The following is a 25,141-nucleotide window of genomic DNA, read 5'->3' as shown; positions in this document are numbered from 1 at the left end:
ATAGAAACTTTGTAAAGTCCTTCAAAACAATTTCAATGAAATTCAGACAATAATTCTATGATTCGTTTTTTATATTGCAATTGTTGCCAGTCTCTATCCGTTGCTGGATCCCATTTTAAAGGAAGATCTGCAATAATTTCACCGGGATTATGATTTAAGATATAGATCCGGTCACTCAATGTCAAAGCTTCTTCGATACTATGAGTGATCACTAGAGTGGTGAGACCAAGACGTTCCTTACTGTCTAGATACCAGTGATAAAGATCCTGCCTTGTCAATTCATCTAAGGCACTAAAAGCTTCATCTAATAGGAAGACAGAATGACCCAGAAGATAGGTTCTCAATAGCGCCACCCGTTGCCGCATCCCCCCACTCAGGGCATTGGGATAAAGGTTGGCAATACTTCCCAATTTAAATTCATCTAACAATTTTAGAGCTGTAGATGTTGCCTCTTCCTTAGGAATCTTTTTTAATTGAAGGGGAAGAATAATATTTCCCAATACTGTCTTATGTTCTAACAAAAGATCCTTTTGTAGCATATAGCTGACTTTTCCAAAGGAGATCGGGGCATCATCTACTTCTATAGCGCCCTTTTGTAAGGGAAAGATCCCAGCAATTAAATTAAACAAGGTTGATTTCCCTACCCCACTTGGACCTAGAATAGAGACGATTTCTCCTTTTTGCACTTCTAGTGATACATTGTTTAAAACTGCTTTATCTCCAAAAGAGAAACTTACATCTTTTACGGTTAAAATATCAGTCACCTACCAATTCATTTGTAAAACCTTTGTCTTCTAAGTCATTTGAAACCAATCCTTGCTCTTTTGCCCAAGCATAAAAAGCATTCCAACGCTTGGAGTCAAACTGCCCCCATTTATCCTTGTCTGAAGCATATTGACTGGAAAGATATTTTTGAGAAGCTAGTACAAAATCACGCTGGTTAGCCAAAGCAGGGGCCTGTTTAATCAAGATATCTGCTGCTTCTTCTGGATGCTCTATAGCATATTGGTAGCCTTTTTTCACCGCTTGAATGAATTTCTTTGCTTCCTCTTTATGAGACTTCAAATAGTCATTGTTAGCAATAATAACAGGCGAATAGTAGTCAAATGCAGGAACAAAATCTTTCATATAGAAGAAATTGGTCTTCATTCCCTTTTGCTCAGCCAAAATTCCATCCCAACCGTGATAAATCCAAGCAGCATCAAAGACCTTATTTTCAATCGGAGTAATGGAATTTGAATCACTATTTGGAACCAATTTTACTTGATTAAAATCAGCCCCATCTTTTTTCATCATCGATTTGATCATTTCCAACTCAATCGGATCATTCCAGGTACCATACTTCTTACCAACCAAATCTTTTGGACTTGTGATCGCTGCATCTTTTCTTGAAATAATCCCTGACGTATTGTGTTCGACGATAGCTGCAACAGCGGTAATCCCCGCACCTTTATCCAATTTCTTGGCCATAGAATCTTGGAAATAAATACCAAATGGAGCTTTCCCATTAATAATCAAATCAGAACTACTGTCTTCCGGCGGAAGTTTTATATCTACATCCAGTCCTGCATCTTTAAAATACCCTTTTTCCTTTGCTACATAGAGACCCGTATGATTGGTATTCGGGGTCCAATCTAGAATAAAATCAATCTTTTTCAAACCACTTGACGATTGCTTGACAGAATTTTGACAAGCACTCAAGAAAACAAATCCCAATATTATTGAGAAAAATAAACCTATTGACTTTTTCATTAGCTATACCTCTTTTACATTTTTGTCAATTTAATTTTTACACCATTTACAAGTTTGTCAATCCTTTTTCCATTTTAGAATGGTTCGTTCTAATTGGTCAACGAGAAACATACCGAGTAAACTAATAGCAGAAATCAATACAATGATCGCAAACATCGTATCATACTGAAATAACTTCTTCGATTGGATCATATAGACCCCCAATCCATCAAAACCTCCTAACCATTCTGAAACTACCGTACTGATAAAAGCATAGGAAACGCTCACACGTAAACCTGCAAAAAAATAAGGAAGCGCTGCAGGAATTTTATAATGAGCTAAGGTCTGAAAGCGATTGGCTTGCATAATCTGAAACAATCTCAGAATATCTTGATCGCAATGCCGAAAACCATCTAACAGACTGACTACGATGGGAAATACCACCGTAATAATGATCAAAACCAGTTTTGGAAGCATACCATAACCAAACCAAAGAACCAGGATAGGGGCCAAGGCAATCGTCGGAATGGTTTGAATAACAACCATAAAAGGATAGACCAGATCATTCACCCATTGAAAACTATCCATGAGAATCGCAAATCCAGCAGCAAGAAGAACCCCTATAACAAGTCCAATCAAGGCCACTTGAAGGGTAGACAAACTGTGATGAATCAGGAGAGCTCGATCTCGTACAAAGGCATTCCCAATTTCAAGTGGCGTTGGTAATACAAATTTGGGGAGGATATTTAAAAATCCTGCTAACTGCCATAAGACAAGAAGACTGCTAAAACCTGCAAATCCTATCAATTGTTTTGAATATCTTTTTACAAGAGACATCGTAACCTCCTTTCTCACAAATAAAAAACGCCTCCAAAATAGGAGACGGATTGCACAAGGTCACTCATAACGAAAAATACATTTCATTTGTTTCCTACGCTGGCATTACCCAGATCAGGTGCGGTCGAAGCTTACACTTCCTCTCAGACTGTACACAGACTCCCATATGTATTTATTATAATAACTGATTTAGACGATAAAAGCAAGAAATTAATCCAAATAACGAATTAAATTCTTCTCTGTTAAAATATCTGAATAGGTGTAAGACTCCACGTATGTATTGGCTGGTTCACCTGGTAAGCTGTTGTCGTTCGTATACTCGATAATAAATAAAGAAGGATAGACCTCAATCAAGCGTCCAAATTTATTTTTTTGACGTTTCCGTCCATTTTCAAGCGTCATTTCAACCACTTGTCCTTCATGAGCCTTGATCTCTTCTTTAATTTTTTTCATTTTTGCAACATCTGTAAATGCATCACTCATCTTATTGATCCTCTCTCTTTGAAATACTTGAGAATTTATTGTATTCCTTTTGGAATATTAATTCGACTGTCCCACGCGCACCTGAACGGTTTTTCTCGATAATCACTTCAACCGTATTATTAGGCATTCCATCTTCTTCCTCTTCACCAGCTCGATCATAATAATCATCACGGTACAAGAAAGCAACAATATCCGCATCCTGCTCAATCGATCCAGATTCACGAATATCAGAAAGAACAGGACGTTTGTCTTGGCGCTGTTCCACACCACGTGATAGCTGACTCAAAGCAATAACGGGAACTTTTAGTTCCTTAGCCAAAATCTTTAACTGACGAGAAATTTCTGAAACTTCCTGTTGACGGTTTTCTCTTCCAGTCCCTGTAATCAGCTGCAGGTAGTCAATCAGAATAAGACCGAGATTGCCTGTTTCCTGCGCTAATTTTCTTGCTCTCGAACGAATCTCAGTGATCCGAATCCCTGGAGTATCATCGATGTAAATACTCGCATTGGTCAAATTCCCTTGAGCAATGGCATATTTTCGCCACTCTTCATCCGTCAATTGACCTGTACGAATCGAATGGGATTCAATCAAGCCTTCAGCTGCTAACATCCGGTCAACCAAGCTTTCAGCACCCATTTCTAATGAGAAAATAGCTACTGTCTTATCCAACTTTGTCCCGATATTTTGAGCAATATTTAGAGCAAAGGCTGTTTTCCCTACTGCAGGACGAGCCGCTAAAATAATCAACTCTTCCTCATGTAGCCCTGTCGTCATATGGTCCAAATCGCGATAGCCTGTCGCAATACCCGTAATATCAGAGGTTTGAAGCGAGCGGGCTTCTAAGCTACCAAAATTTATATTCAAGATGTCTCGAATATTTTTAAATCCACTACGATTTGCGTTTTCACTAACATCAATCAGAGCTTTTTCAGCACCCGCAATGATTTCATCTGAAGGACTTGCACCATCATAAGCTTGATTAATACTTTCCGTTAATCGAGAGATCAATCGACGTAAGACAGCTTTTTCGGCAACAATCTTCGCGTAATACTCCGCGTTAGCTGAAGTTGGTACCGAATTAATGACTTCTACCAAATAGGAGAGACCGCCAATATTTTGGAGATCCCCCTGACTATCTAAAATATTTCGAACAGTCGTCGCATCAATCGCATCCCCGCGGTCAGCTAGATCGATCATGGCTTTAAAAATCAAACGGTGCGAGTACTTAAAGAAATCGCCAGGCTCGATATATTCACGAACAAAGACCAATTTCCCCTCATCAATAAAGATGGCTCCCAACACTGATTGCTCCGCTTGGATATCTTGAGGTTGTGTTCGTAATTCCTCTATCTCAGCCATAAAAAAACCTTTCTATCGATCGTGTTTACCCTTCGTTTACACGAATATTAATCACACCTGTAACATCTTGATAAATTTTTACAGGGACGTCAATCAAACCTGTTGAACGAATTGGAGAGGAAACTTGGATATGACGTTTATCAATTTTAATGCCAAATTGTTTCTCAAGCTCTTCTGCAATCTTTTTATTGGTAATAGAGCCGAAAGTACGGCCATCTGGCCCAATTTTTTCCGTGAATTGAACAACAGTTGCTTCTTCTTCTAATTTTGCTTTAATCTTTTGCGCTTCCGCTAATAATTCAGCATGCGCTTTTTCTTCTGACTTTTGCTTTCCACGAAGTTCACCGATTGCTTGGGCATTGGCTTCTTTCGCAAGATTTTTCTTGATCAAAAAGTTTTGTGCATAACCAGTAGACACTTCTTTAATTTCGCCTTTTTTACCTTTACCTTTTACATCCGCTAAGAAAATAACTTTCATTCTACATTCTCCTTTTCAATAGTTACTTCGTTTTCAATAGTCTCAATCAGTTGTTGACGAATACTCATCAAATCTTGACCCTCAATTTGAGAGGCTGCCGAATTGAAATGACCTCCCCCGCCAAGCTGTTCCATGATACGCTGTACATTGACTTTGCTTCGACTTCGTGCAGAAATCGAGACAGTTCCACTTTGATTACAAGCAATGACAAAGGTTGCTTCCACCTCAGACATGGCCAGCATACTATCAGCAGCCTTACTAATGGTTACTGAATCATAGGCTTTAGTCGTATTGGCACAAGCTACGATGATATGCGGCAAAATCTTTTCACCAGTCAAGATCAGTTCGTTCACTTCGCGGTACTCGTCAAACTGAATTGCAGAGATCTCCTGGATGGCTACACTATCACTACCTCTTGAACGAAGGTAACTCGCCACATCAAAGGTCCGACTTGTAACACGTGTGGAGAAGTTCTTAGTATCCAGCATGATCCCAGCCATCAAGACACTAGCTTGAATCTTCGTTAACCGATTTTTCTTCGACTTCTGGAACTGAATAAGCTCACTAACCAATTCGCTCGCACTACTTGCTCCACTTTCAATATAGGTGATCAGAACATTTTCAGGGAAATCATCGTCCCGACGGTGATGGTCAATGACAATAATCTGTTGAAATTCCTGATAAAATTCTTTAGAAAGGGTCAAAGCTGTCTTAGAATGGTCAACCATAATTAACAAAGAGCGATCCGTCACCATTTGCATGGCTTCCTCTAGGGTAAGGATTTTCGTTACCTGCTCTTCTTCTAGTTTCGCAATCGCTCTTGAAATATCACTAGCCATTGCATGCGGGTCATAGACCACATAAGAGGAGGCCAAAATATTGCTAGAGAAAAACTGCATTCCCACAGACGCTCCTAAAGCATCCATATCCAAGTTTCTATGTCCAACAATGAAGACTTGATCAACGGATTTAATCTTATCTGAAATAGCTGTCATCATAGCGCGTGTGCGAGTCCGAGTCCGCTTCACAGCCGAAGCTGTTCCCCCACCAAAGAAAATAGGGTTTTTCTGTTCATCATTTTCCTTGACAACCGCTTGATCCCCACCACGAACTTCTGCAAGGTTTAGGTTCAAGAGAGCCCCTTTACCAATCTCATCATGCTTCCCGTCACCGTACGAGAATCCCATACTTAAGGTAATAGGTAGCTCACGATTTTTAGCTTCTTCACGGAATTGATCGATGACTGAAAATTTTGATTCCATCAATTGTTCTAAGACCGTGTAGTCTGTAAACAAATAGAAACGATCCATCCCCACACGTCTGTAAAACATATGGTAATGAGCTGTAAACTCTTCTACAAAGTTGGCAATAAAACTATTGATATTGCTAATATCAGAGTCTGAAATGACATCTTCTAGATCATCATAGTTATCAACAGAAATAATACCGATAACGGGACGAGTTGTCACCAATCCCACAGTTGCTTCATACTCACTTGAAACATCAAAAAAGTAAACAACACTAGACGTCTGATCAAAGTAAACAGAATATTTCTTATCGGCTACAGTGACATAATGTCCTTTATCCTCAAACAAAGTATTGAGTAACTTTTTCAATGATTCAACATCAAAGTCCCCATCATCTGTTGAAAAAATCAATTCAGCATAAGGGTTGAACCACTCTACTTCATTTGACTCTTCATTAATTTTGATAACTCCAACAGGCATTTTATCAAGGAGGGATGCTAATCCGCTTTCTGCCTGATGGTTAACATATTGTATTTGTTCTAATTCATCTAACTCTGAAATTTGTAACTGGTATTCAAATAAAGCAATCAATCCAGCTAAGACTAAAAAAATTGCAATGAGAGTTACATAGCCTTTGCCAAAGATTCTTAAAAAAATTGCTAAAATTGCAAATGAAATAAAACCAATTAACACATAATGGATGAACGATAAACGAAATTTTTTCATCATAAACCTCTTCTCGGAATTATACCATAAATAGAGGTAAAAAGCGAGGTTTCTCTCTATATTACAGAGAAGATCGACCAGTAAAAAGCTCTTCCTCCGCTTCACTACTTTGTAAACAACGTTTACAACTATGTAAACAGTAACAACAAATTTCAATCCATAAAATTGAGGCTGAAACATCATCTCAGCCCCATTTTATTAGTGGTTTGCTTTGTTTTTGGAGATGCTCCGAGATTTACCTTCCAAGTAAACCATTAAAATAGAGATATCCGCTGGATTGACACCTGAGATACGACTTGCTTGACCAATCGTTTCTGGATTAATTAATTTAAATTTTTGACGCGCTTCGGTTGCAATAGAGTCAATATCATCCCAGTCAATATTCGCAGGGATTCGTTTTTCTTCCATACGCTTCATTTTTTCAACTTGGTCCATTGCTTTTGAAATATAGCCTTCATATTTAATTTCAGTTTCAATCAATTCAATGATTTTATCATCCAGTTCTTCAGCTGCAGGACCGATAAATTCTACCACATATTGGTAAGAGACTTCTGGTCTTCGCAAGAATTCTTTAGCAGTGACAGCATCTGTCAATGGTTTAAAGCCCATTGCAGCAACCTTTTCATTGGTTTCCTTTACAGGCTTTAACTTAATGCTATCTAAACGCTTCATCTCGTTTTCAAACTGATACTTCTTGGTTTCGAAACGTTGCCAACGTTCATCATCTACCAATCCAATTGCTCGTCCCATTTCTGTCAAGCGCATATCGGCATTATCATGACGCAAAATCAGACGGTATTCTGCACGGCTTGTTAACAAACGATACGGTTCGATCGTTCCCTTTGTTACCAAATCATCGATCATGACCCCAATATAACCATCACTACGTTTCAAAATGAGTTCTGGTTTTCCTTGGATTTTTAGAGCCGCATTGATCCCTGCAATAATCCCTTGACCAGCGGCCTCCTCATAGCCAGACGTTCCATTGGTTTGGCCAGCTGTAAAGAGACCTGAAATTTTCTTGGTTTCCAAAGTTGCGCGCAATTGATGAGGCAAAACCATATCATACTCAATTGCATAACCCGTTCGCATCATTTCTGCCTTCTCAAGTCCCTTAATAGAATGGACGAGATCCCGTTGAACATCCTCTGGTAAACTCGTTGACAGCCCTTGAACATAGACTTCTTCTGTATTTCGTCCCTCAGGTTCTAAAAATAGTTGATGACGCTCTTTGTCAGCAAAACGGACAATTTTATCCTCAATGGACGGACAATAGCGAGGACCCACTCCCTTTACAACCCCTGTAAACATAGGTGCCCGGTGTAAATTATTCTGGATAATTTCATGGCTATGCCCATTCGTATAAGTCAACCAACAAGGAACCTGATCCTTTACATAATCTTCATCACGCGATGTATAAGAAAAATGATTTGGAGCTTCATCTCCAGGTTGAATTTCCGTTTCGTCATAATTAATTGACGATGCCTTTACACGAGGTGGGGTCCCTGTTTTGAAACGTCCAATTTCTAATCCTAGTTGTTTGAGATTATCGGCCAAATTGATAGAAGCTAGACTATGATTAGGTCCTGACGAATACTTGAGATCTCCAATGATAATTTCTCCGCGTAAAGCTGTCCCAGTAGTGACAATAACAGCCTTTGCCCCATACTCTTGGTGAGTCGCAGTCCTTACACCAACAACCTTACCATTCTCCACCAAAATCTCATCAATCATGGTTTGGCGAAGGGTTAAATTTTCTTGGTTTTCAACCGTTTTCCGCATTTCTTTTGAGTAAAGTTCTTTGTCTGCTTGAGCCCGAAGTGCACGAACCGCAGGACCTTTACCAGTATTGAGCATTTTCATTTGGATGTAGGTCTTGTCGATGTTCTTCGCCATTTCTCCACCGAGGGCATCGACTTCACGCACGACAATTCCCTTAGCAGAACCACCAATAGAGGGATTACAAGGCATAAAAGCCAGCATTTCAATGTTAATAGTCGCAAGTAAAACCTTACAACCCATACGGCTAGCAGCTAGAGAGGCTTCTACTCCCGCATGCCCCGCACCAATTACAATGATATCGTATTCTTCTATAAAGTTATAATTCATTCTATTTCTCCTATTTCTCAAGATGGATGTGTCGTAATTTTCCGTCCCAGTCTGGTAGGGCTGATTTTAAAAAAGCCGGTTTCAGGTCAACAGTATGTAAATCATCTAAAGCAATCCAACGACAAGGTAATTGCTTTGTATCTTCCTGCATGACCAAAGGTGCCTCCTCAAGTAAGTCTACTAAGTAGTGGAACTCGATGTTGTGATAGTGAACACCAGTTTGTTCGAAGCGATTTTCAACCACGAAAGCTAGCGGACCTGCTTTAGATGTAACACCAAGTTCCTCTTTGACTTCCCGAACTACAGCATCTTCTGTAGTTTCATTGACCTGAATAGCACCTCCGATTGTGTAACAGCCGCCCTCATCTTCTATGACGAACAAGCGGTTATCTTGTACAATCAAAGCAGTCGCTCTCACACCAAAAACAGTAGAACCTATTTTCGTCCGAAAATCCTGTTGCTTCATTTTACTTCCTTTCGAAATCACACAAAAATAGTCAAAACTCTGAGAAGTGCAGGACAAAAAAGCCTGCAACATCCATGAGCTTTGACCATCATTTCTATTGCTTTTATTATTGTAGCAAATTGAGAAATTTTGTCAATTAAATATACTGACAAACTTTTCCATCCCGATAAGCATTGTCAATCAAGCCTCCGCCTAGACACTCTTCACCGTCGTAAAAGACAACAGCTTGTCCTGGTGTAATGGCTCGTTGAGGTTCTGCGAAAATCACTTCTGCCTTGTCACCTTTAACGTGTACAGTCACCTTGGAGTCAGGCTGACGATAGCGGAACTTAGCTGTACACTCTAATGTAAACTCTTCTGGCATATCTCGTGTAAAGTGAACTTGACTAGCCTGTAAACTTGTTGACATCAATGCTTCATGGTAGAACCCTTGACCGACATAAAGAATATTTTGACTGAGGTCTTTACCAACTACAAACCAAGGAGCATTATCTCCACCTTGTTGGCCACCAATTCCAAGTCCACCCCGTTGACCGATTGTGTAATACATCAAACCAGCATGTTCACCCATATCTCGTCCATCGATGGTCATCATTCGACCTGGTTGGGCAGGAAGGTAGTTCCCTAGAAATTCTTTGAAATTCTTTTCTCCGATAAAGCAAATTCCAGTTGAGTCTTTCTTTTTAGCTGTTGCCAATCCAGCTTCTTCAGCTAGACGGCGAACCTCAGGCTTTTCCAAATGTCCCAATGGGAACATGGTTTTTTGAAGTTGTTCTTGTGACAGTTGGCTTAAGAAATAAGTTTGATCCTTCCCGTTGTCAACGCCACGTAACATATGGACAATACCATCCTCATCATGCGACACGCGCGCATAGTGCCCTGTGGCCACATAATCTGCACCGAGTGTCATAGCATAATCTAAAAAGGCCTTAAATTTGATTTCCTTATTACACATGACATCCGGATTTGGTGTTCGACCAGCTCGGTATTCAGCAAGGAAATATTCAAAGACACGATCCCAGTATTCTTTCTCAAAGTTGACAGAATAGTAAGGAATGCCAATTTGGTCTGCGACCGCTGCTACATCTTTGTAATCTTCTGTAGCTGTACAGACGCCATTTTCGTCTGTGTCGTCCCAGTTTTTCATGAAGATGCCGATGACATCGTAACCCTGTTGCTTTAATAATAAAGCTGTTACAGATGAATCCACACCACCACTCATACCAACAACAACACGTGTTTTCGAGTTATCACTCATAGATTTCTCCCATCTTTTCGTTTCTCACGATTGAAGGTCGTGGTTTGCTTCAACGATTGAAGGTCGTTTTGAGCAGTTACCATTTTAACACGCTTTATATTAGAAAACAAGCATCTTACTATTCTTTTTGTTGATCAGGATCGATGGGTTTACAAGTCCGTAAAGTAAATAGAGTCCTAGTAAAGAACTCTTCTAAATTATTTTAATACCAACCATTGGCCAGCCAGAAGTTTTTAGCTGCCGACCATGAACCATAGCGGTTGACAACATATTGATTGGCCACTTTTTCCTGATTTGCTTCGGATAAATCACCGTTTAAATAAGAAAGGGATAACTGGTAACGACCATAATATTTGCCATTTTGTGCTGTATAACTGCCACTTGATTCTTTCTGGGCAATCCATTCCTTAGCAGCTGCATCCTCCGCACTCAAGCCATCTGAAGCAGAGACAGTAGTTGTTGCTTGTGTAGTATCAGTTTTACTAGCAGGAGCTTGCTCCGTGGTTTTCTGCGTTGTATTTGCATCTTCAATCTCAAGAACTTGACCAACTGAGATGAGATTCACGTTACTAATCTTATTTTTCTTAGCAATTGCATCAACCGTTGTGTTCTTCTCTTTAGCAATAGCTGATAAAGTATCACCTGATTTTACAGTATAAGAATCTGCATTCGCTACAATTGGAAGGAAAAGTCCTGCAAGTAAACTAAGTCCAATCATTCGTTTCATCATTTGTTTTTTATTCATTATTATATACTCCTTTATTGGTATACCTCTATACTACACAAGAAATATTTCATATTTATTGAAATAATGTGTCAAATATTTCAGTCAGATGTTAGAAATACTAAAAATCCAGGATAATATAAATGCTTTAAGCCCCCTTTAAGATTTCTCAGATATTTCGGGAAAAATAGAAGAAATCATCAGCCATATCTGATATAATGAAGTAAAGTGATCACAAAGGAGCAGAGCATGAACTCTTTAAAATTCCAATCAGTTTTTGATATTATTGGACCTGTGATGATCGGCCCATCCAGTAGTCACACTGCAGGTGCTGTTCGAATTGGTAAAATTGTTTCTTCTATCTTTGGAGAGGAACCAAAAGAAGTTGAGTTCCAATTATTTAATTCCTTCGCCAAAACCTATCGTGGTCATGGAACAGATTTAGCCTTAGTAGCGGGCATCTTAGGAATGGACACAGATGATCCTAGAATCCCAGATAGTCTAAAAATTGCACATGAACGAGGCATTCGGATTGTTTGGTCTATTCAAAAAGAAAGTAATGCTCCTCACCCAAACACAACGACTATTACTGTTAAAAATGATCATAAAACGATTTCTGTCACTGGAATCTCAATTGGTGGTGGGAACATACAGGTTACTGAGTTAAATGGCTTTGCTATCTCGCTAAATATGAATACTCCAACCATTATCATTGTTCACCAGGACGTCCCTGGAATGATCGCTCATGTGACAGAAGCTCTTTCTCGCTATGATATTAACATCGCACAAATGAATGTGACGCGGGAAAAAGCTGGAGAAAAAGCGATTATGATTATAGAAGTTGACTCAAGGAGTTGTGAAGTAGCGATCGAAGATATCCGTAAAATTCCTCATCTTCATAATGTCAACTTTTTCAAATAAGGAGTTCATATGTTTTATTCAATTGTAGACCTCGTAGAACAAGCAAGCACGCAATACCAAGGAAACGTCGCAGAGTTAATGATTGCAACTGAATTTGAACTAACTGGTCGTGAACGAGAAGAAGTCCTACGATTAATGACCCGTAATTTAGAAGTGATGATTGATTCTGTAAAGTTAGGATTAAATGAAAACCACTCTCGTAGTGGGTTAACCGGTGGGGATGCCGCAAAATTAGATCGCTATATCAAATCAGGAAAAACGTTATCTGACTTGACCGTCCTAACCGCAGCGAAGAATGCTATTGCTGTCAACGAACACAATGCTAAGATGGGACTGGTCTGCGCAACACCCACTGCAGGATCTGCTGGCTGCCTTCCCGCAGTTCTCACTGCAGCAACTCAAAAATTAGGGTTAAACCGTCAGCAACAATTAGATTTTCTACTGACAGCTGGAGCTTTTGGTTTAGTGATCGCAAATAATGCTTCTATTTCAGGTGCAGAAGGTGGTTGTCAAGCAGAAGTTGGTTCTGCTTCAGCTATGAGTGCGGCAGCATTGACACTAGCTGCTGGGGGAACTCCTTATCAAGCGAGTCAGGCAGTCTGTTTTGTCATCAAAAACATGCTTGGTCTCATTTGTGATCCAGTAGCAGGACTCGTGGAAGTTCCATGTGTCAAACGAAACGCAATGGGAGCCAGCTATGCCTTCATTGCTGCTGATATGGCCTTAGCAGGTATTGAATCAAAAATACCTGTTGATGAAGTGATTGACGCCATGTACCAAGTTGGATCTAGTCTTCCGACTGCCTTTAGAGAAACAGCTGAAGGAGGATTGGCAGCAACACCAACCGGACGTAGATTACAAAAAGAGATATTTGGAGAATAGCATGCAAGCCTTATTTTTTGATTTAGATGGAACATTAGTTGACAGTTCCAAGGGAATTACAGAGAGCTTTCAACATACATTCGATACTTTGAAGGTTCCTCAACCCGATCTCAAAACTATCCGTAGTTTTATGGGACCACCTTTGATTTCTAGTTTTGAAGCTACCCTTCCTGAAACTTTAGTAGATCAAGCCGTAACTATCTACCGCCAGTATTATCATGAAAAAGGTCAATACAAATCAACTCTGTTTCCTCAGATAGTAGAAGCTTTGAAAGCATTACAAGACGAAAACATTCCTCTTTATGTAACTACTTCAAAACATGAACCAGTTGCTTTACAGATGTGTCAAGATTTAGGTATCGCTAAATACTTTAAAGGAATTTATGGATCAAATTCAGATCGTATCCACAAAGCTGATGTCATTCGATACGCCTTGTCAATCAATGACCTTCCAAAAGAGGAGACAGTGATTATTGGAGATACAAAATTTGACCTCATCGGAGGTCAAACAGTTGGCATAAAAACCATGGCCGTCACTTGGGGATTTGGAGATCTTGAAGAGCTACTTCTTTACTCACCAGATTTTATTTGTCACTCTCCACTTGACATTCTTGAGACATTAAAAAAATAGGTTTACAAATTGTAAACCTATTTTTTAATAACCCCAAGCTGATAAACCTTGTGAGCTATATGCATTGTATGCAGCCTGGATTTGATCATCAACTGTTGCAGTTGAACCCCAACCTGGCATTGTTTGGAACAAACCACTGGCACCAGAAGCATTTGCTGCATTTACTTGACCATTTGATTCACGGGCAATGATTGCTTCCCAAGTAGAAGCAGGTACACCAGTCATTTCAGCCATACGAGCAGCCGCATAAGATCCTTGTTCTCCAGCAGTATTCCCATTTGATAGAACAATTCCACCATTTGTTGATTGTGCAGAAGTCACTGCAACATTTGCTGCATAAGTTGTTTGTTTTTGAGCAGTTTGTGCTGTTGCAGTTGCTGTAGATGCACTTTCAGCAGGTTTTGCTTGCTCTTGTGGAGCAACTTTATCAATCATAGATTTTGAACGCTCACCTAACTCAATAATTTGTCCTGCATAGATCAAATCTTCATTGGTCAGATTGTTAGATGCAATAATATTTTCTACTGAAGTGTTATTTTCTAGTGCAATTTTTGATAGAGTATCTCCAGACTTCACTTCGTAAGTTTCAGCATTCACTGTAGCAATACCAGAAATGAAAAGTGATGCTGCTGAAAGTAGGGAAGTGACTGTCCATTGGAACTTTTTACTGTTCATGAATTCTATTCTCCTTTCGAACATAATTCTATCATACACACAAAATGTTACAGTTTATTGTAGAATATATTACAAATGTTACAAGAATATGTGAATTTAATGTAAAAAGCGCTTTGTATAGCGCTTTTTCCTTATTTTTGAACCAATACAACTAGCTCTATCCATTTTTTAGATAAAAAACTATCAACATGAGGCACAGAATAACGAGCAATGCCAGGGTATCTTTTACTCCCCACTGCAGAGTCCGATAGCGTGTTCGTCCCTCACCGCCTTTGTACCCTCTCGCTTCCATCGCAATTGCTAATGCATCTGCGCGTTTAAAACTTGAGGCAAACAAAGGAATGAGGATCGGAATAAAGGAACGGATCCTTTTTAATAGATTTCCTTCACCAAAATCAACACCACGCGCCCTTTGCGCATTCATAATTCGATTCGTATCATCTACTAAGGTTGGAACAAAGCGCAAACTCATAGATAGCATTAAGCCAATCTCATGAGCTGGAACCTTAATAATTTTTAGTGGGGTAAGGATCTTTTCAACAGCATCTGCTAAACTCAATGGTGTCGTCGTCACGGTTAAAATCGTCGAATAAAAAATAATTAAAATAAATCTACAAAATATGATGGTGGCTTGCATCAATCCTTGGTCGGTTAATTTAAAAAACCACCATTGATACAAAATAGTTCCTTGAGAGGTCGCAAATAATTGAAAAATAGTTGTAAAAGCAATGATAAAAATCATTGATTTTAAGCCTTTAATATAAAAACTAACCGAAATCCTCGTTAGATACATTAAAACAAAAATAAAAGCAAAGAGAAGAACATTTGTCTGGATATTATTTGCCCAAAACAGAAGAAATATGAATAAAAACATTGAGAGCAACTTCCCACGAGGATCTAGTTGGTGGATAATGGAGTTTCCAGGAATATACCTTCCTAAAATCATATTATTCATGAAGTAACAGCTCCTTTAGTTCCTCAATTTTGATTGGTAGTCTGTCCAGAGGAAGTCCTCTTCGTTTCAATTGAAGAGCAAAATTCGTAATTTGTGGGACTCCTAATTGAAGTTTTTGTAAATACTCAACCTGTTGAAACACTTCCCTTGGGGATCCGTTTAGGACAAGTTTTCCCGCTTCTAAAGCAAATACGGTATCAGCAAAATTTGCTACATCATCCATCGTATGAGTTACCAGAACTAGAGTCATCCCATTTTTATGTAATGTTTCAAACAGCGCCATCAATTCCTTTCTTCCAGCAGGATCTAGCCCTGCTGTTGGCTCGTCCAATACTAAAATCTCTGGTTCAATAGCTAAAATACCCGCGATCGCAACCCGTCTCATTTGTCCACCAGATAGTTCAAATGGACTTTTATCATAGATAGACTCTTCTAAACCAACGATCGCTAATTTTTCTTTGGCTATTTCCTCCGCTTTGTCCTTAGGTACCCCAAAATTTTGTGGTCCAAAGGCTACATCAGCTAGAACAGTTTCCGCAAATAGCTGACTTTCTGGAAATTGAAAAACCAAACCGACTTTTTTTCTCAGGTACTTCATTTCTTTTGGCTCAGAATGATTATCTAAAACAAAATCTTCAAATTGAATCGTTCCTTTAGTCGGACGCAGTAAACCATTTAGTAATTGCAACAAAGTAGACTTGCCACTACCAGTATGCCCGATGATGGCTGTATAAGATCCATCTTTTATTTCCAAACTAATATCAGAAAGCGCCCGCCCTTCAAAAGGACTTCCCTCTTGATAAGTATAATAGACATTCTTTAAAGAGATTCCCATAGTTGGTCTAATAACTCACTTTCTGTTAGATAGTCCTGCTTTAGCGGAAAATGCGAGCTGAGAGATTCTTGGACCTGCTTACTAAAAGGCTTATCTAATCCAATCTCATTCAGATCATTTCTTGAAAACAATTCCCGCGGCGTCATAGAAGACTCTAGTTTTCCTTTTTGAAACACGAGTGTTCGATCACTTAAGGCAATTTCGGTTAAATCATGGGTAATGGAGATAATTGTTAATTGAAACTTTTTCTGAAGTTTTCTCATTACTGCCATTAGGTCCTCTCTACCTTCTGGATCCAACATACTAGTTGCTTCATCAAGGATAATAATAGTTGGTCTCAAGGCGATAATACCTGCTATGGCCACTCGTTGCTTTTGACCACCTGACAAACGAGATGGTTCGCGATCTTTAAACTCCAGCATACCGACTTGCTCAATAGCCTTCTCCACACGTTGAAGCATTTCTTCCCGTGGAATTCCTTGATTTTCTAAACCAAAGGCAACATCATCTTCTACTGTCGCACCAACAAATTGGTTGTCAGGGTTCTGAAATACAATCCCAATTTTACTACGGATTTCCCATATGGTTTCACGAGTCAGTTGTTTTCCATCAACGTAAATCTCACCAGACTCAGCTTCCAAAAGACCATCAATCAGGCGTACAACTGTAGATTTCCCACTACCATTGTGTCCAACAATCGAAAGCCACTCTCCTTGTTTCACGTGAAACGAAACCGTGTCAATTTGATACTCTTCTACTGTTTTATCGTATCGAAAGGATACATTTTTTAGCTCAATCATCTGTTTCATTTATTTAAATGTGTCTTTAAAGAGATAGCTACTTCCCTTAAAGTAGTCGTAACCAGAATAAATTGTGAAAATCAATGCAATATAAAGCAACACTTGCCCTGGAAGTGTCCAATGGCAAAGCAAAAAGATAATGGCAAACATTTGGCTAAAGGTTTTAATTTTTCCTGGCATGGCTGCAGCAAGAACTGTACCACCTGTCTCAACAAGGAGAAGACGCAAACCAGTAACAGCTAACTCACGACAAATGATAACGGCTGCAATCCAAGCAGGAACCATTTTTAATTCAATCATCATAATAAAGGCTGACATGACCAATAATTTATCTGCCATTGGATCGGCAAATTTACCAAAATTACTCACTACATTCCATTTTCGTGCAAGAAAGCCATCTAAATAATCTGTAATACTAGCAATTGCAAAAATAACTGCCGCTACAATATGTCCTAGATAAGAGTGACTTAAACTTAAAATAGCAATAAAAATAGGAATCATCACAACCCGAATTAATGTCAATGCATTAGGAATATTTTCTTTTTTCATACTTCCTCCAAAAAATAAACTATCTTTACATCTATTTTACAGATGCTGTAAACTCATAAAAATATACGATATAAATCACAAAACCAAGAATAGCAAAACTAACTAGCAGATAATACAGAATTGGTAACCAGCTTGTTTTCTGTCTTAATTTTCTTGAATGAAGCTCTTCGTCATCTACAAGTATTTCTTCATCAAATAACAATTCTTTTCCTTCGCGAAAAGCTGTCAATAGGATGGACTCATCTAATCCCAAAGCCCATGATAACTTTTTAAGATAGATCTGGGCATAAAAGGGACTCGGTAATAGATCAAACTCATCGTTTTCCAACGCTTCTATATATGGAATTTCGATGGCTGTCTTACTTGACACATCTTGTAAACTCAAGTGTAAATTTACTCTTGACAATCTTAACACTTGACCAATCGTTCTCTTCTTCATGTTTTCCCTTCTTAATACATTGTGTACTACTTTTGAAAAATCATATAGTCAACCATCTCAGCTTGGTCGACGAATTGACGACCTAATTTGATGATATCTTGTAAACTAATACCTTGTAAAATCTTTGGAAGATCATAAGAAGTGCTACCGTCTGAAAAATATTCAAACTGAGTGGCACTATACTCAAGCGAATTTAAACCTTGTAAGAAATCACCAAACATTTCGCTTTTAATCGTATCCAAATGTTCCTGATTGACATCTGGATCCTTTTCAAATTGTTTGATCGCTGACCTAAATTGATGAGATAAGGAGACCGGTTCTTGAGTATCCATTGTCAAAATAACGAAATGAAATAATTCCTCAACCTCGACTTCAAGTGTCAATGAGTTGTCAATCTTCCCGGCTTCATATAAACTTTGAAACCGTTGCGAGGTCCAACCAAACATCATCGAAAATAGTAATTTCAACATCAATTTATATCGAAATTTTTCCTCTTCCCTAATGATATCATTTCCTCGAATTCCAATTGCCAACTTAGGAGTAGCAACTTCCATTCTACAAGATTGATTCAATCTTACTTCATTTTTTTCTACAGGAAAACGTTCTAACTCCACAGATGGATGAAGAGGAACTCGATCATATTTCTTTACTACTTGCAATACTTCATCAACATCAAAGTTTCCGATCACTAATAAGTGCATTTGAGAGGGATGATAGAATAGGTCAAAGTTTTCACGGAGATTGTCTATTGTAATGTTAGAAATAGAATTCCTCGTCCCAGCAATATCGTCTGCTAAAGGTGTTCCAGGATATAAATTTTCTAACGCACCAAAAAATAATCGATAGTCTGGGCTATCTTGGTACATTCCAATTTCTTGTTGAATGATTTCTCTTTCCTTAGATACAGATTTTTCTGTAAAGGAAGCCTTTGAAACCATCTCCAATAACAATTGAATATTTTCAGTGACTTTTGAAGTTGTTGAGAAAAGATAACTTGTCTTTGTAAAGCTTGTAAAGGCATTGCTTTCCGATCCTAAATGAACGAATTTTTTTAAATAATCTTGACCATTTTCATCTTCAAATACTTTATGTTCTAGAAAATGAGCAATTCCTGCAGGATATTGTCGTTCATCCCCATTCACTAGAATTCGTGTATCCACTGAGCCAAACTTAGTTGTGATGATTCCATAGGTTTCATAATAATCTTCTTTGGGAATTAAATGAATAGTCAACCCATTTGACAAGCGTGTAAAGTAAACTTGCTCGCCAACTGATTCATAATATTTTTCTTTAATTTTCAATCTTTACACTACTTTCCTTCCATAAAATAAACAGACTGTAAATTAATTGTTTTTGCCACTTCAATAATTTCTTCTCTACTAACCTTATCGATGGACTCTAACCACTCTTCTAAAGAAAGGACTTTCGTTCCTAGGATCGTTTTCAGATATTCCCTTTCAATCAAGGTATTTTGCCGATCCTGTGCTAATAAGGTCGTATTCACCAACATTTCTTTTGTCAATTGAAGCTCTGACTCTGTAAACTTGCCTCGTTTTAAATCATTCAACTGTCTCATAATCAAGGTCATTACTTTCGTGCGAGATTCCTTATCAATGCCTGCAAAAACTCTCATAAAGCCTGTAAAAATATCAAAATGGCTTGAGATGGTATAAGCAAGACCTTCTTTTTCACGAATTATTTGAAAAAGTCTTGAATGCGAGAATGCTCCTAGCATCCCATTTAATACAACTAGTGGGATATGGAGAGATTCTCCATACTGGGTAGAAAAATGGTAACCTAATTCTAAAATAGATTGTTGGTTTTGTTTTTGCTCTAACTTTTCTCTTACAACATTTGTAAAAGGTTGTTGATAATTGATAGATAAATAATTATCACGTGGCTTGAATTCAAACTGGTTCACTCGATCCACAATAGCGACCTCATTAAAATCACCTATGAAAAAGAAGTCAATGTTATCTAATTGGAGCATCTGATGAAACTGTTCAAGAGAACTTTGAGCTGTCTCTTGTCTCACTAAATCAACTTTCCCCAATCTTGACATCCCGATTGTTTCGTCTTCAAAAAATAGTTGATTCAATTGCCCATGAGCATAATAATAAGGCTCTTCAATTTCTGACTCCAAATCAGAAATCGTATTTTTCTTTTCAACGTCAAATGTATCACTGTCGAAGTGATCTTCTACTACCAAAGGTGAAAAGAAGATCGTTTCTATAATGTCCAAAACCTCATCAGTAAGAACATTTTTCTTGCTCAAAAAGTCATCGCGCACAAAGGAAATATTCAAATCAACATAATGAACACGCCCCCTCTTAGAGACTGAGGTTGACAATTCTACCCCGTATAGACTCGCTAATTTTTCACGGAATAATTGTGAAGTTGGATATTTTTGATTTGCAGTTTCCATCATACAGGCTACTAAAACACGCGCAGCCACGGTATTTTCATCTAATGGCGATGAAAAACGGACCTTAATTTTATTGGTTTTAAATTTTTTTGATTGAAGAAAGTGAAGATTCACGCCCTTTACTAATTCCATTTTCATCCTCGTTCTACTCAATAGTAACTTTCATTATAACACGAAATCACACTAAAATCCTAATTCAAACTGTGAAAAAGCTCCTCAAATCACTCAACATTCTCTACCCTAGAAAAACTAAAAATATGGTATAATAACACGCAAAGAGGTGAACTATGAATTACAAATTATTTGATGACTTTATTACATTACAAGCAATCTTAAAAGAACTCGGTATTATACAGAGTGGTGGTGCAATCAAAGCCTTTCTTCAAGAAAAAGAACTCTTTGTTAATGGTGAATTAGAACAACGGAGAGGCCGTAAACTTCGTGTCAATGATCAAATTGACATTCCTGAACTGAGCGTTACTATCACCATTCTTGAACCTTCTCAAGAAGAAATAGAAGAGCATCTTAAAGACAAGGAAGAAAAGGAACGTGTTGCTAAACTTGTCAAGCAACTCAATCAACAACAAAAGAAACAACCGACAAAGACTAACAAAAAAGAAAAAGCGATTCGCTTTCCTGGTATCTCCTAATGTGGTTAAAACACTTATCCATTCAACATTTTCGTAATTATCAAGAACTAGAAGTCGAGTTTCATCCTGGATTAAATATTTTCCTAGGTCAAAATGCTCAAGGAAAGACCAATATTCTCGAATCAATTTATTTTCTAGCTTTAACCAGAAGTCATCGAACACGAAATGATAGAGATCTCATCTATTTTGAATCCACCGATTTTAAAGTGTCTGGTCAATTACAAAGAGAAACTGGTCCCCTTCCATTAGAAATTTCCTTGACACCAAAAGGTCGGATAACTAAGGTAAATCATTTGAAACAAGCCAAATTATCGAACTATATTGGCCATATGAATGTTGTCCTTTTCGCACCCGAAGATTTGCAACTGATCAAAGGATCACCTGCAGGGCGTCGAAAGTTTATTGACATTGAATTAGGTCAGATGAAACCTCTCTACTTATCTGACTTATCTCAATACAACCATGTACTGAAACAAAGAAATAGTTATCTAAAAAATTCGGAAAAAATTGATGCTACATTTTTGGAGGTCTTAGATTCACAACTAGCTAGTTTTGGAAGTCGCGTCATCCATCATCGGCTTGAGTTTATTAAAAAATTAGAAGCTAAAGCAAAAGAAAAACATACTCGACTTTCTGACAACAAAGAAAACCTATCAATTCAATATCAGTCAACTGTTTTTTCTGAAGAAGGAAATGATATAGAAGAGCAGTTTCTCTCTATGTTGGAAAAAAACCGTCAGAAGGATATTTTTAGGAAAACAACAAGTATTGGGCCTCACAGGGATGATTTGGCATTTTTCATCAATAATATGAATGCTACCTTTGGTAGTCAAGGCCAGCATCGAAGTGTTGTTCTCTCTCTAAAATTAGCAGAAATTGAATTAATGGAAGAAATCACAAGAGAAAAGCCGATTTTACTACTTGACGATGTCATGAGCGAACTTGACAATTATCGTCAACTTCAACTACTTGAAACCATCTCTAATAATATTCAAACATTTATTACAACGACCACTCTCGATCATTTAAAAGAACTACCTGAAGAGTTGAAAATTTTCACTGTTCAAGCCGGTCATATCAAAACAGCATCTTGACAATACTGTCAAGATGCTGTTATTTTTGTTTACAAATGTGTAAATTTATTGTGCCGAGTAGTTAGGAGCCTCGTTTGTAATTTGCACATCATGAGGATGGCTTTCTTTCAATCCTGCACCACTCATTTCAACAAATTGTGCATGATCATGTAAATCTTGAATGGTTGCTGCACCAACATACCCCATACCTGAACGAATACCACCGATCATTTGGAATACCATATCTGCTACAGAACCTTTATAAGCAACACGTCCCTCAATTCCTTCAGGAACCAATTTATTGGCTTCATTGACAGATCCTTGGAAGTAACGGTCGCTAGAACCTTTCTTCATTGCTGCAATAGATCCCATACCACGGTATGTTTTAAACTTACGACCTTGGAAGATTTCTGTTTCACCTGGTGCTTCATCTGTACCTGCAAGCATTGAACCAAGCATTACTGCATTTCCACCAGCTGCGAGTGCTTTGACAATATCTCCTGAATACTTGATACCACCATCAGCAATGATCGTTTTTCCATATTCACGAGCTACAGCGGCTGCGTCATAAATAGCAGTCACTTGAGGAACACCAACCCCTGCAACAACACGAGTTGTACAGATTGATCCTGGACCAATTCCGACCTTAACTACGTCTACCCCTGCATCAAATAATGCACGAGCACCTTCAGCAGTTGCAATATTTCCTGCAATCAAGGTACGATCTGGGAAGTGAGCACGAATTTCTGCAATCTTACGAAGAACACCCGCAGAATGTCCATGAGCAGTATCAATGACAATTGCGTCTGCACCAGCTTCAAAAAGAGCTTCTGCACGTTCAAAAGTATCTGAAGTAACCCCTACGGCACCAGCCACAAGCAAACGACCAAATTCATCCTTAGCCGCATTTGGAAACTCAATAACTTTTTCAATATCTTTGATTGTAATCAAGCCAGAAAGACGACCATTTTCATCTACCAATGGTAATTTTTCAATACGGTGCTCTTGTAGAATGCGTTCAGCTGTTTCCAAATCAGTTCCAACTGGTGCGGTCACCAAATTTTCACTCGTCATATGATTTGAAATGGGTTGATTGTAATCAGAAATAAAACGCAAATCCCGGTTTGTAAGGATACCAACTAATTTACGATTTTCAAGTGTTTCAACAACAGGAACACCACTGATTCGGTATCGTCCCATCAACTCATCTGCTTCTGCAATTGTATGAGACGGAGTCAAATAGAACGGATCAATGATAACTCCATTTTCAGAGCGTTTTACTTTGCGTACTTCATCTGCCTGTTGCTCAATTGACATGTTTTTATGGATCACACCAAGTCCACCAGCACGTGCCATAGCAATTGCCATTTGACTTTCAGTCACTGTGTCCATGGCAGCAGTAATGATTGGGATATTCAAGCGTAAATTACTTGCTAATTGTGTACTTAAATCTGCATCATTAGGCAATACGTGACTTTCTGCTGGAATCAAAAGCACGTCATCGAATGTAAACCCTTTTTTTAAAAACTTTGTGTCCCAATTAGACATTAGCTGGATCCTCTTTTCTTTTTATTTGAGCAAGGCTCGAATTTTTATTGTTAATATCATACCATTCTATGGCAATTTGTCAATCATTTATTGGTAAATTATCAATGAACAGTAAGAAATGTTCGCTTTTAATGAAGTCGTTTTATTTTTTAAAATAGGTAATTCCCATCGCAGATTTTACTTCATCCAGTGTTTGAGCTGCTACATTTCGAGCGCGCTCACTTCCTTTTTCAAGAATAGAGTAGACCTCACCCATATCCTTTGCAAACTCAAGTCGTCTTTCACGAATTGGTCTTAATTCACGATCTAAAATTTCTAAAAGATATCGTTTGGTCTTTACATCACCAAGTCCACCACGTTGATAATGTTCTTTCATTTCTGCAATTTCAGCTACATCTTCTGGACGGCCAAATACATCCAGGTAATGAAATACCATATTGCCTTCGATTTTTCCTGGATCCTCTACTTTAATATGATCAGGATCGGTATACATACTCATCACTTTTTTCTTTAAAGTATCTGCATCATCAGCTAGGTAAATGCCATTATTCAACGATTTAGACATTTTAGCATTTCCGTCTAAACCAGGTAAGCGCCCTGCTGCTTCGTTTTCAGGATAAATCCCTTCCGGTTCCACCAAAGTATCTGTGTTGTAAGCATGATTAAAGGAACGAACAATCTCACGAGTTTGCTCAATCATTGGCTTTTGATCATTTCCTACTGGAACAAAATTTGCTTTAAAAGCTGTGATATCGGCTGCTTGTGAAATAGGGTATACCAAAAATCCTGTTGGAATACTCTCACCAAAACCTTTTTGAGAAATCTCGGTTTTTACAGTTGGGTTTCTTTCAAGTCGCGCCAAAGATACTAGATTCATGTAATACATGGTCAATTCCGCTAATTCAGGAATCTGACTTTGAATGAAAATCGTAACTTTTTCAGGATCTAGTCCAGCTGCCAGATAATCCAAAGCAACATTACCAATAGATTCTACAATCGTTTTTGGATCTTTTGCATGGTCTGTCAAAGCTTGCTGGTCTGCTAGGAAAACAAACATATTATACTCGTCTTTATTTTGCAACAAGACGCGATTTTTTAAAGAACCAACATAGTGGCCGATATGGAGTTTTCCTGTCGGTCTATCTCCTGTCAGAATGATGGGTTTTGTCATACTCTTCTCCTTAATCGTTATCCCTATCATTATAGCACTTTCTAGTTGAAAATGTTAGTCTATCCTCTATGTTTGTAAGGAATTAACACTTTACTAAACTGTCAATTTCGTTTACATCATTGTAAAAACAAATTGACAGTAAAAAAGTTGAATTTTCCCCTATTTTCT

Annotated in this window: 26 protein-coding genes and 1 riboswitch; of the genes, 5 read left to right on the top strand and 21 right to left on the bottom strand. The window is 38.2% G+C overall.

The genetic code is table 11. The features are described from left to right. Positions 1–32: 32 nt before the first annotated feature. From I2E70_RS04470 to I2E70_RS04420, 11 genes are all read right to left on the bottom strand, one after another. The gene (locus tag I2E70_RS04470; RefSeq protein ID WP_070505976.1) at positions 33–764 is read right to left on the bottom strand and encodes an ABC transporter ATP-binding protein; all 732 of its coding nucleotides are present in this window, start codon (positions 762–764) and stop codon (positions 33–35) included. Next, positions 757–1,752, bottom strand: a complete 996-nt coding sequence (locus I2E70_RS04465) for an ABC transporter substrate-binding protein (protein ID WP_195423619.1) — start codon at positions 1,750–1,752, stop codon at positions 757–759. The genes I2E70_RS04470 and I2E70_RS04465 overlap by 8 nt, the downstream gene beginning before the upstream one ends. Positions 1,753–1,809: 57 nt before the next feature. Then, positions 1,810–2,568: an ABC transporter permease gene (locus I2E70_RS04460; RefSeq protein ID WP_021154138.1), complete on the bottom strand. Its 759-nt coding sequence runs from the start codon at positions 2,566–2,568 to the stop codon at positions 1,810–1,812. A 74-nt stretch (positions 2,569–2,642) separates the two neighbouring features. Next, positions 2,643–2,744: riboswitch (TPP riboswitch) on the bottom strand. Positions 2,745–2,778: 34 nt separating this feature from the next. Next, positions 2,779–3,051: a Veg family protein gene (locus I2E70_RS04455; RefSeq protein WP_003009183.1), complete on the bottom strand. Its 273-nt coding sequence runs from the start codon at positions 3,049–3,051 to the stop codon at positions 2,779–2,781. Position 3,052: 1 nt separating this feature from the next. After that, on the bottom strand, positions 3,053–4,411 hold the full coding sequence (gene dnaB, locus I2E70_RS04450) for a replicative DNA helicase (RefSeq protein WP_195423617.1): 1,359 nt from the start codon (positions 4,409–4,411) through the stop codon (positions 3,053–3,055). Positions 4,412–4,436: 25 nt separating this feature from the next. Further along, positions 4,437–4,889, bottom strand: coding sequence for a 50S ribosomal protein L9 (rplI, locus tag I2E70_RS04445; protein WP_195327043.1), 453 nt, complete (start codon positions 4,887–4,889; stop codon positions 4,437–4,439). Next, positions 4,886–6,865, bottom strand: coding sequence for a DHH family phosphoesterase (locus tag I2E70_RS04440; RefSeq protein WP_195423615.1), 1,980 nt, complete (start codon positions 6,863–6,865; stop codon positions 4,886–4,888). The genes rplI and I2E70_RS04440 overlap by 4 nt, the downstream gene beginning before the upstream one ends. A 195-nt stretch (positions 6,866–7,060) precedes the next feature. Beyond that, positions 7,061–8,971 (bottom strand): tRNA uridine-5-carboxymethylaminomethyl(34) synthesis enzyme MnmG, encoded by a 1,911-nt coding sequence (gene mnmG / locus I2E70_RS04435; RefSeq protein WP_195423613.1) that lies wholly within the window; start codon positions 8,969–8,971, stop codon positions 7,061–7,063. 10 nt (positions 8,972–8,981) lie between these two features. Then, on the bottom strand, positions 8,982–9,437 hold the full coding sequence (locus I2E70_RS04430; RefSeq protein WP_195423611.1) for an NUDIX hydrolase: 456 nt from the start codon (positions 9,435–9,437) through the stop codon (positions 8,982–8,984). Positions 9,438–9,573: 136 nt separating this feature from the next. Next, positions 9,574–10,695 carry a tRNA 2-thiouridine(34) synthase MnmA gene (gene mnmA, locus I2E70_RS04425; protein WP_070464797.1) on the bottom strand — a complete coding sequence of 374 codons (1,122 nt, stop codon included), beginning with the start codon at positions 10,693–10,695 and terminating at the stop codon, positions 9,574–9,576. A 202-nt stretch (positions 10,696–10,897) separates the two neighbouring features. Further along, on the bottom strand, positions 10,898–11,440 hold the full coding sequence (locus I2E70_RS04420; protein WP_195423609.1) for a LysM peptidoglycan-binding domain-containing protein: 543 nt from the start codon (positions 11,438–11,440) through the stop codon (positions 10,898–10,900). 228 nt (positions 11,441–11,668) lie between these two features. Between I2E70_RS04420 and sdaAB the strand changes: the two genes are divergently transcribed. The 3 genes from sdaAB to I2E70_RS04405 are packed head-to-tail and all read left to right on the top strand — an operon-like array spanning position 11,669 to position 13,853. Further along, positions 11,669–12,340: an L-serine ammonia-lyase, iron-sulfur-dependent subunit beta gene (gene sdaAB, locus I2E70_RS04415; protein WP_013904356.1), complete on the top strand. Its 672-nt coding sequence runs from the start codon at positions 11,669–11,671 to the stop codon at positions 12,338–12,340. Positions 12,341–12,349: 9 nt separating this feature from the next. Then, on the top strand, positions 12,350–13,222 hold the full coding sequence (gene sdaAA / locus I2E70_RS04410) for an L-serine ammonia-lyase, iron-sulfur-dependent, subunit alpha (RefSeq protein ID WP_045760056.1): 873 nt from the start codon (positions 12,350–12,352) through the stop codon (positions 13,220–13,222). 1 nt (position 13,223) lies between these two features. After that, on the top strand, positions 13,224–13,853 hold the full coding sequence (locus tag I2E70_RS04405) for an HAD hydrolase-like protein (protein ID WP_003002086.1): 630 nt from the start codon (positions 13,224–13,226) through the stop codon (positions 13,851–13,853). Positions 13,854–13,877: 24 nt separating this feature from the next. On the opposite strand, the gene I2E70_RS04400 is transcribed toward I2E70_RS04405, so the two are convergent. From I2E70_RS04400 to yfmF, 8 genes are all read right to left on the bottom strand, one after another. After that, positions 13,878–14,528: a LysM peptidoglycan-binding domain-containing protein gene (locus I2E70_RS04400; protein ID WP_118396222.1), complete on the bottom strand. Its 651-nt coding sequence runs from the start codon at positions 14,526–14,528 to the stop codon at positions 13,878–13,880. A gap of 157 nt (positions 14,529–14,685) precedes the next feature. Then, complete coding sequence (locus I2E70_RS04395) at positions 14,686–15,483, bottom strand: energy-coupling factor transporter transmembrane component T family protein (RefSeq protein ID WP_118396220.1); 798 nt, start codon at positions 15,481–15,483, stop codon at positions 14,686–14,688. Beyond that, positions 15,476–16,318, bottom strand: a complete 843-nt coding sequence (locus I2E70_RS04390; protein WP_155125170.1) for an energy-coupling factor transporter ATPase — start codon at positions 16,316–16,318, stop codon at positions 15,476–15,478. The genes I2E70_RS04395 and I2E70_RS04390 overlap by 8 nt, the downstream gene beginning before the upstream one ends. After that, positions 16,303–17,127, bottom strand: a complete 825-nt coding sequence (locus tag I2E70_RS04385; RefSeq protein ID WP_118396216.1) for an energy-coupling factor ABC transporter ATP-binding protein — start codon at positions 17,125–17,127, stop codon at positions 16,303–16,305. The genes I2E70_RS04390 and I2E70_RS04385 overlap by 16 nt, the downstream gene beginning before the upstream one ends. Beyond that, positions 17,128–17,667 carry a CDP-diacylglycerol--glycerol-3-phosphate 3-phosphatidyltransferase gene (pgsA, locus tag I2E70_RS04380; protein ID WP_003009208.1) on the bottom strand — a complete coding sequence of 180 codons (540 nt, stop codon included), beginning with the start codon at positions 17,665–17,667 and terminating at the stop codon, positions 17,128–17,130. 31 nt (positions 17,668–17,698) lie between these two features. After that, entirely contained in the window at positions 17,699–18,106 is a 408-nt protein-coding gene (locus tag I2E70_RS04375) for a helix-turn-helix domain-containing protein (RefSeq protein WP_195423607.1), read from the bottom strand. Between the two features lie 26 nt (positions 18,107–18,132). Then, the gene (gene yfmH, locus I2E70_RS04370; RefSeq protein ID WP_195423606.1) at positions 18,133–19,407 is read right to left on the bottom strand and encodes an EF-P 5-aminopentanol modification-associated protein YfmH; all 1,275 of its coding nucleotides are present in this window, start codon (positions 19,405–19,407) and stop codon (positions 18,133–18,135) included. Between the two features lie 8 nt (positions 19,408–19,415). Next, positions 19,416–20,663, bottom strand: a complete 1,248-nt coding sequence (gene yfmF, locus I2E70_RS04365; RefSeq protein WP_195423795.1) for an EF-P 5-aminopentanol modification-associated protein YfmF — start codon at positions 20,661–20,663, stop codon at positions 19,416–19,418. Between the two features lie 155 nt (positions 20,664–20,818). Between yfmF and yaaA the strand changes: the two genes are divergently transcribed. Then, positions 20,819–21,181, top strand: a complete 363-nt coding sequence (gene yaaA, locus I2E70_RS04360; protein ID WP_195423604.1) for a S4 domain-containing protein YaaA — start codon at positions 20,819–20,821, stop codon at positions 21,179–21,181. Further along, positions 21,181–22,275, top strand: coding sequence for a DNA replication/repair protein RecF (gene recF, locus I2E70_RS04355; RefSeq protein ID WP_049475061.1), 1,095 nt, complete (start codon positions 21,181–21,183; stop codon positions 22,273–22,275). Before yaaA ends, recF begins: the two co-directional genes overlap by 1 nt. A 45-nt stretch (positions 22,276–22,320) precedes the next feature. Here recF and guaB read toward each other — a convergent pair whose 3' ends face one another. Together guaB and trpS are read right to left on the bottom strand one after the other, a co-directional pair. Beyond that, positions 22,321–23,802 carry an IMP dehydrogenase gene (gene guaB / locus I2E70_RS04350; RefSeq protein ID WP_003009220.1) on the bottom strand — a complete coding sequence of 494 codons (1,482 nt, stop codon included), beginning with the start codon at positions 23,800–23,802 and terminating at the stop codon, positions 22,321–22,323. 142 nt (positions 23,803–23,944) lie between these two features. Beyond that, positions 23,945–24,973 carry a tryptophan--tRNA ligase gene (gene trpS, locus I2E70_RS04345; RefSeq protein WP_049486041.1) on the bottom strand — a complete coding sequence of 343 codons (1,029 nt, stop codon included), beginning with the start codon at positions 24,971–24,973 and terminating at the stop codon, positions 23,945–23,947. Between the last annotated feature and the right edge of the window lie 168 nt (positions 24,974–25,141).

This window comes from Streptococcus parasanguinis (assembly GCF_015556095.1).
GTDB lineage: Bacteria > Bacillota > Bacilli > Lactobacillales > Streptococcaceae > Streptococcus > Streptococcus parasanguinis_Q.
The sequence above is the reverse complement of the archived record's forward strand: the minus strand, read 5'-3'. Positions and strand labels throughout refer to the sequence as shown.

Bases quoted from the DNA above. Each gene is read 5' to 3' on its own strand.
- guaB (WP_003009220.1), bottom strand. From the start codon at position 23,802: ATGTCTAATTGGGACACAAAGTTTTTAAAAAAAGGGTTTACATTCGAT.
- I2E70_RS04430 (WP_195423611.1), bottom strand. From the start codon at position 9,437: ATGAAGCAACAGGATTTTCGGACGAAAATAGGTTCTACTGTTTTTGGT.
- mnmA (WP_070464797.1), bottom strand. From the start codon at position 10,695: ATGAGTGATAACTCGAAAACACGTGTTGTTGTTGGTATGAGTGGTGGT.
- sdaAB (WP_013904356.1), top strand. From the start codon at position 11,669: ATGAACTCTTTAAAATTCCAATCAGTTTTTGATATTATTGGACCTGTG.
- recF (WP_049475061.1), top strand. From the start codon at position 21,181: ATGTGGTTAAAACACTTATCCATTCAACATTTTCGTAATTATCAAGAA.
- I2E70_RS04455 (WP_003009183.1), bottom strand. From the start codon at position 3,051: ATGAGTGATGCATTTACAGATGTTGCAAAAATGAAAAAAATTAAAGAA.
- I2E70_RS04400 (WP_118396222.1), bottom strand. From the start codon at position 14,528: ATGAACAGTAAAAAGTTCCAATGGACAGTCACTTCCCTACTTTCAGCA.
- I2E70_RS04440 (WP_195423615.1), bottom strand. From the start codon at position 6,865: ATGATGAAAAAATTTCGTTTATCGTTCATCCATTATGTGTTAATTGGT.
- I2E70_RS04460 (WP_021154138.1), bottom strand. From the start codon at position 2,568: ATGTCTCTTGTAAAAAGATATTCAAAACAATTGATAGGATTTGCAGGT.
- I2E70_RS04465 (WP_195423619.1), bottom strand. From the start codon at position 1,752: ATGAAAAAGTCAATAGGTTTATTTTTCTCAATAATATTGGGATTTGTT.
- mnmG (WP_195423613.1), bottom strand. From the start codon at position 8,971: ATGAATTATAACTTTATAGAAGAATACGATATCATTGTAATTGGTGCG.
- rplI (WP_195327043.1), bottom strand. From the start codon at position 4,889: ATGAAAGTTATTTTCTTAGCGGATGTAAAAGGTAAAGGTAAAAAAGGC.
- yaaA (WP_195423604.1), top strand. From the start codon at position 20,819: ATGAATTACAAATTATTTGATGACTTTATTACATTACAAGCAATCTTA.
- yfmF (WP_195423795.1), bottom strand. From the start codon at position 20,663: ATGGAATTAGTAAAGGGCGTGAATCTTCACTTTCTTCAATCAAAAAAA.
- pgsA (WP_003009208.1), bottom strand. From the start codon at position 17,667: ATGAAAAAAGAAAATATTCCTAATGCATTGACATTAATTCGGGTTGTG.
- dnaB (WP_195423617.1), bottom strand. From the start codon at position 4,411: ATGGCTGAGATAGAGGAATTACGAACACAACCTCAAGATATCCAAGCG.
- I2E70_RS04390 (WP_155125170.1), bottom strand. From the start codon at position 16,318: ATGGGAATCTCTTTAAAGAATGTCTATTATACTTATCAAGAGGGAAGT.
- I2E70_RS04375 (WP_195423607.1), bottom strand. From the start codon at position 18,106: ATGAAGAAGAGAACGATTGGTCAAGTGTTAAGATTGTCAAGAGTAAAT.
- I2E70_RS04405 (WP_003002086.1), top strand. From the start codon at position 13,224: ATGCAAGCCTTATTTTTTGATTTAGATGGAACATTAGTTGACAGTTCC.
- I2E70_RS04395 (WP_118396220.1), bottom strand. From the start codon at position 15,483: ATGAATAATATGATTTTAGGAAGGTATATTCCTGGAAACTCCATTATC.
- sdaAA (WP_045760056.1), top strand. From the start codon at position 12,350: ATGTTTTATTCAATTGTAGACCTCGTAGAACAAGCAAGCACGCAATAC.
- I2E70_RS04420 (WP_195423609.1), bottom strand. From the start codon at position 11,440: ATGAATAAAAAACAAATGATGAAACGAATGATTGGACTTAGTTTACTT.
- I2E70_RS04385 (WP_118396216.1), bottom strand. From the start codon at position 17,127: ATGAAACAGATGATTGAGCTAAAAAATGTATCCTTTCGATACGATAAA.
- trpS (WP_049486041.1), bottom strand. From the start codon at position 24,973: ATGACAAAACCCATCATTCTGACAGGAGATAGACCGACAGGAAAACTC.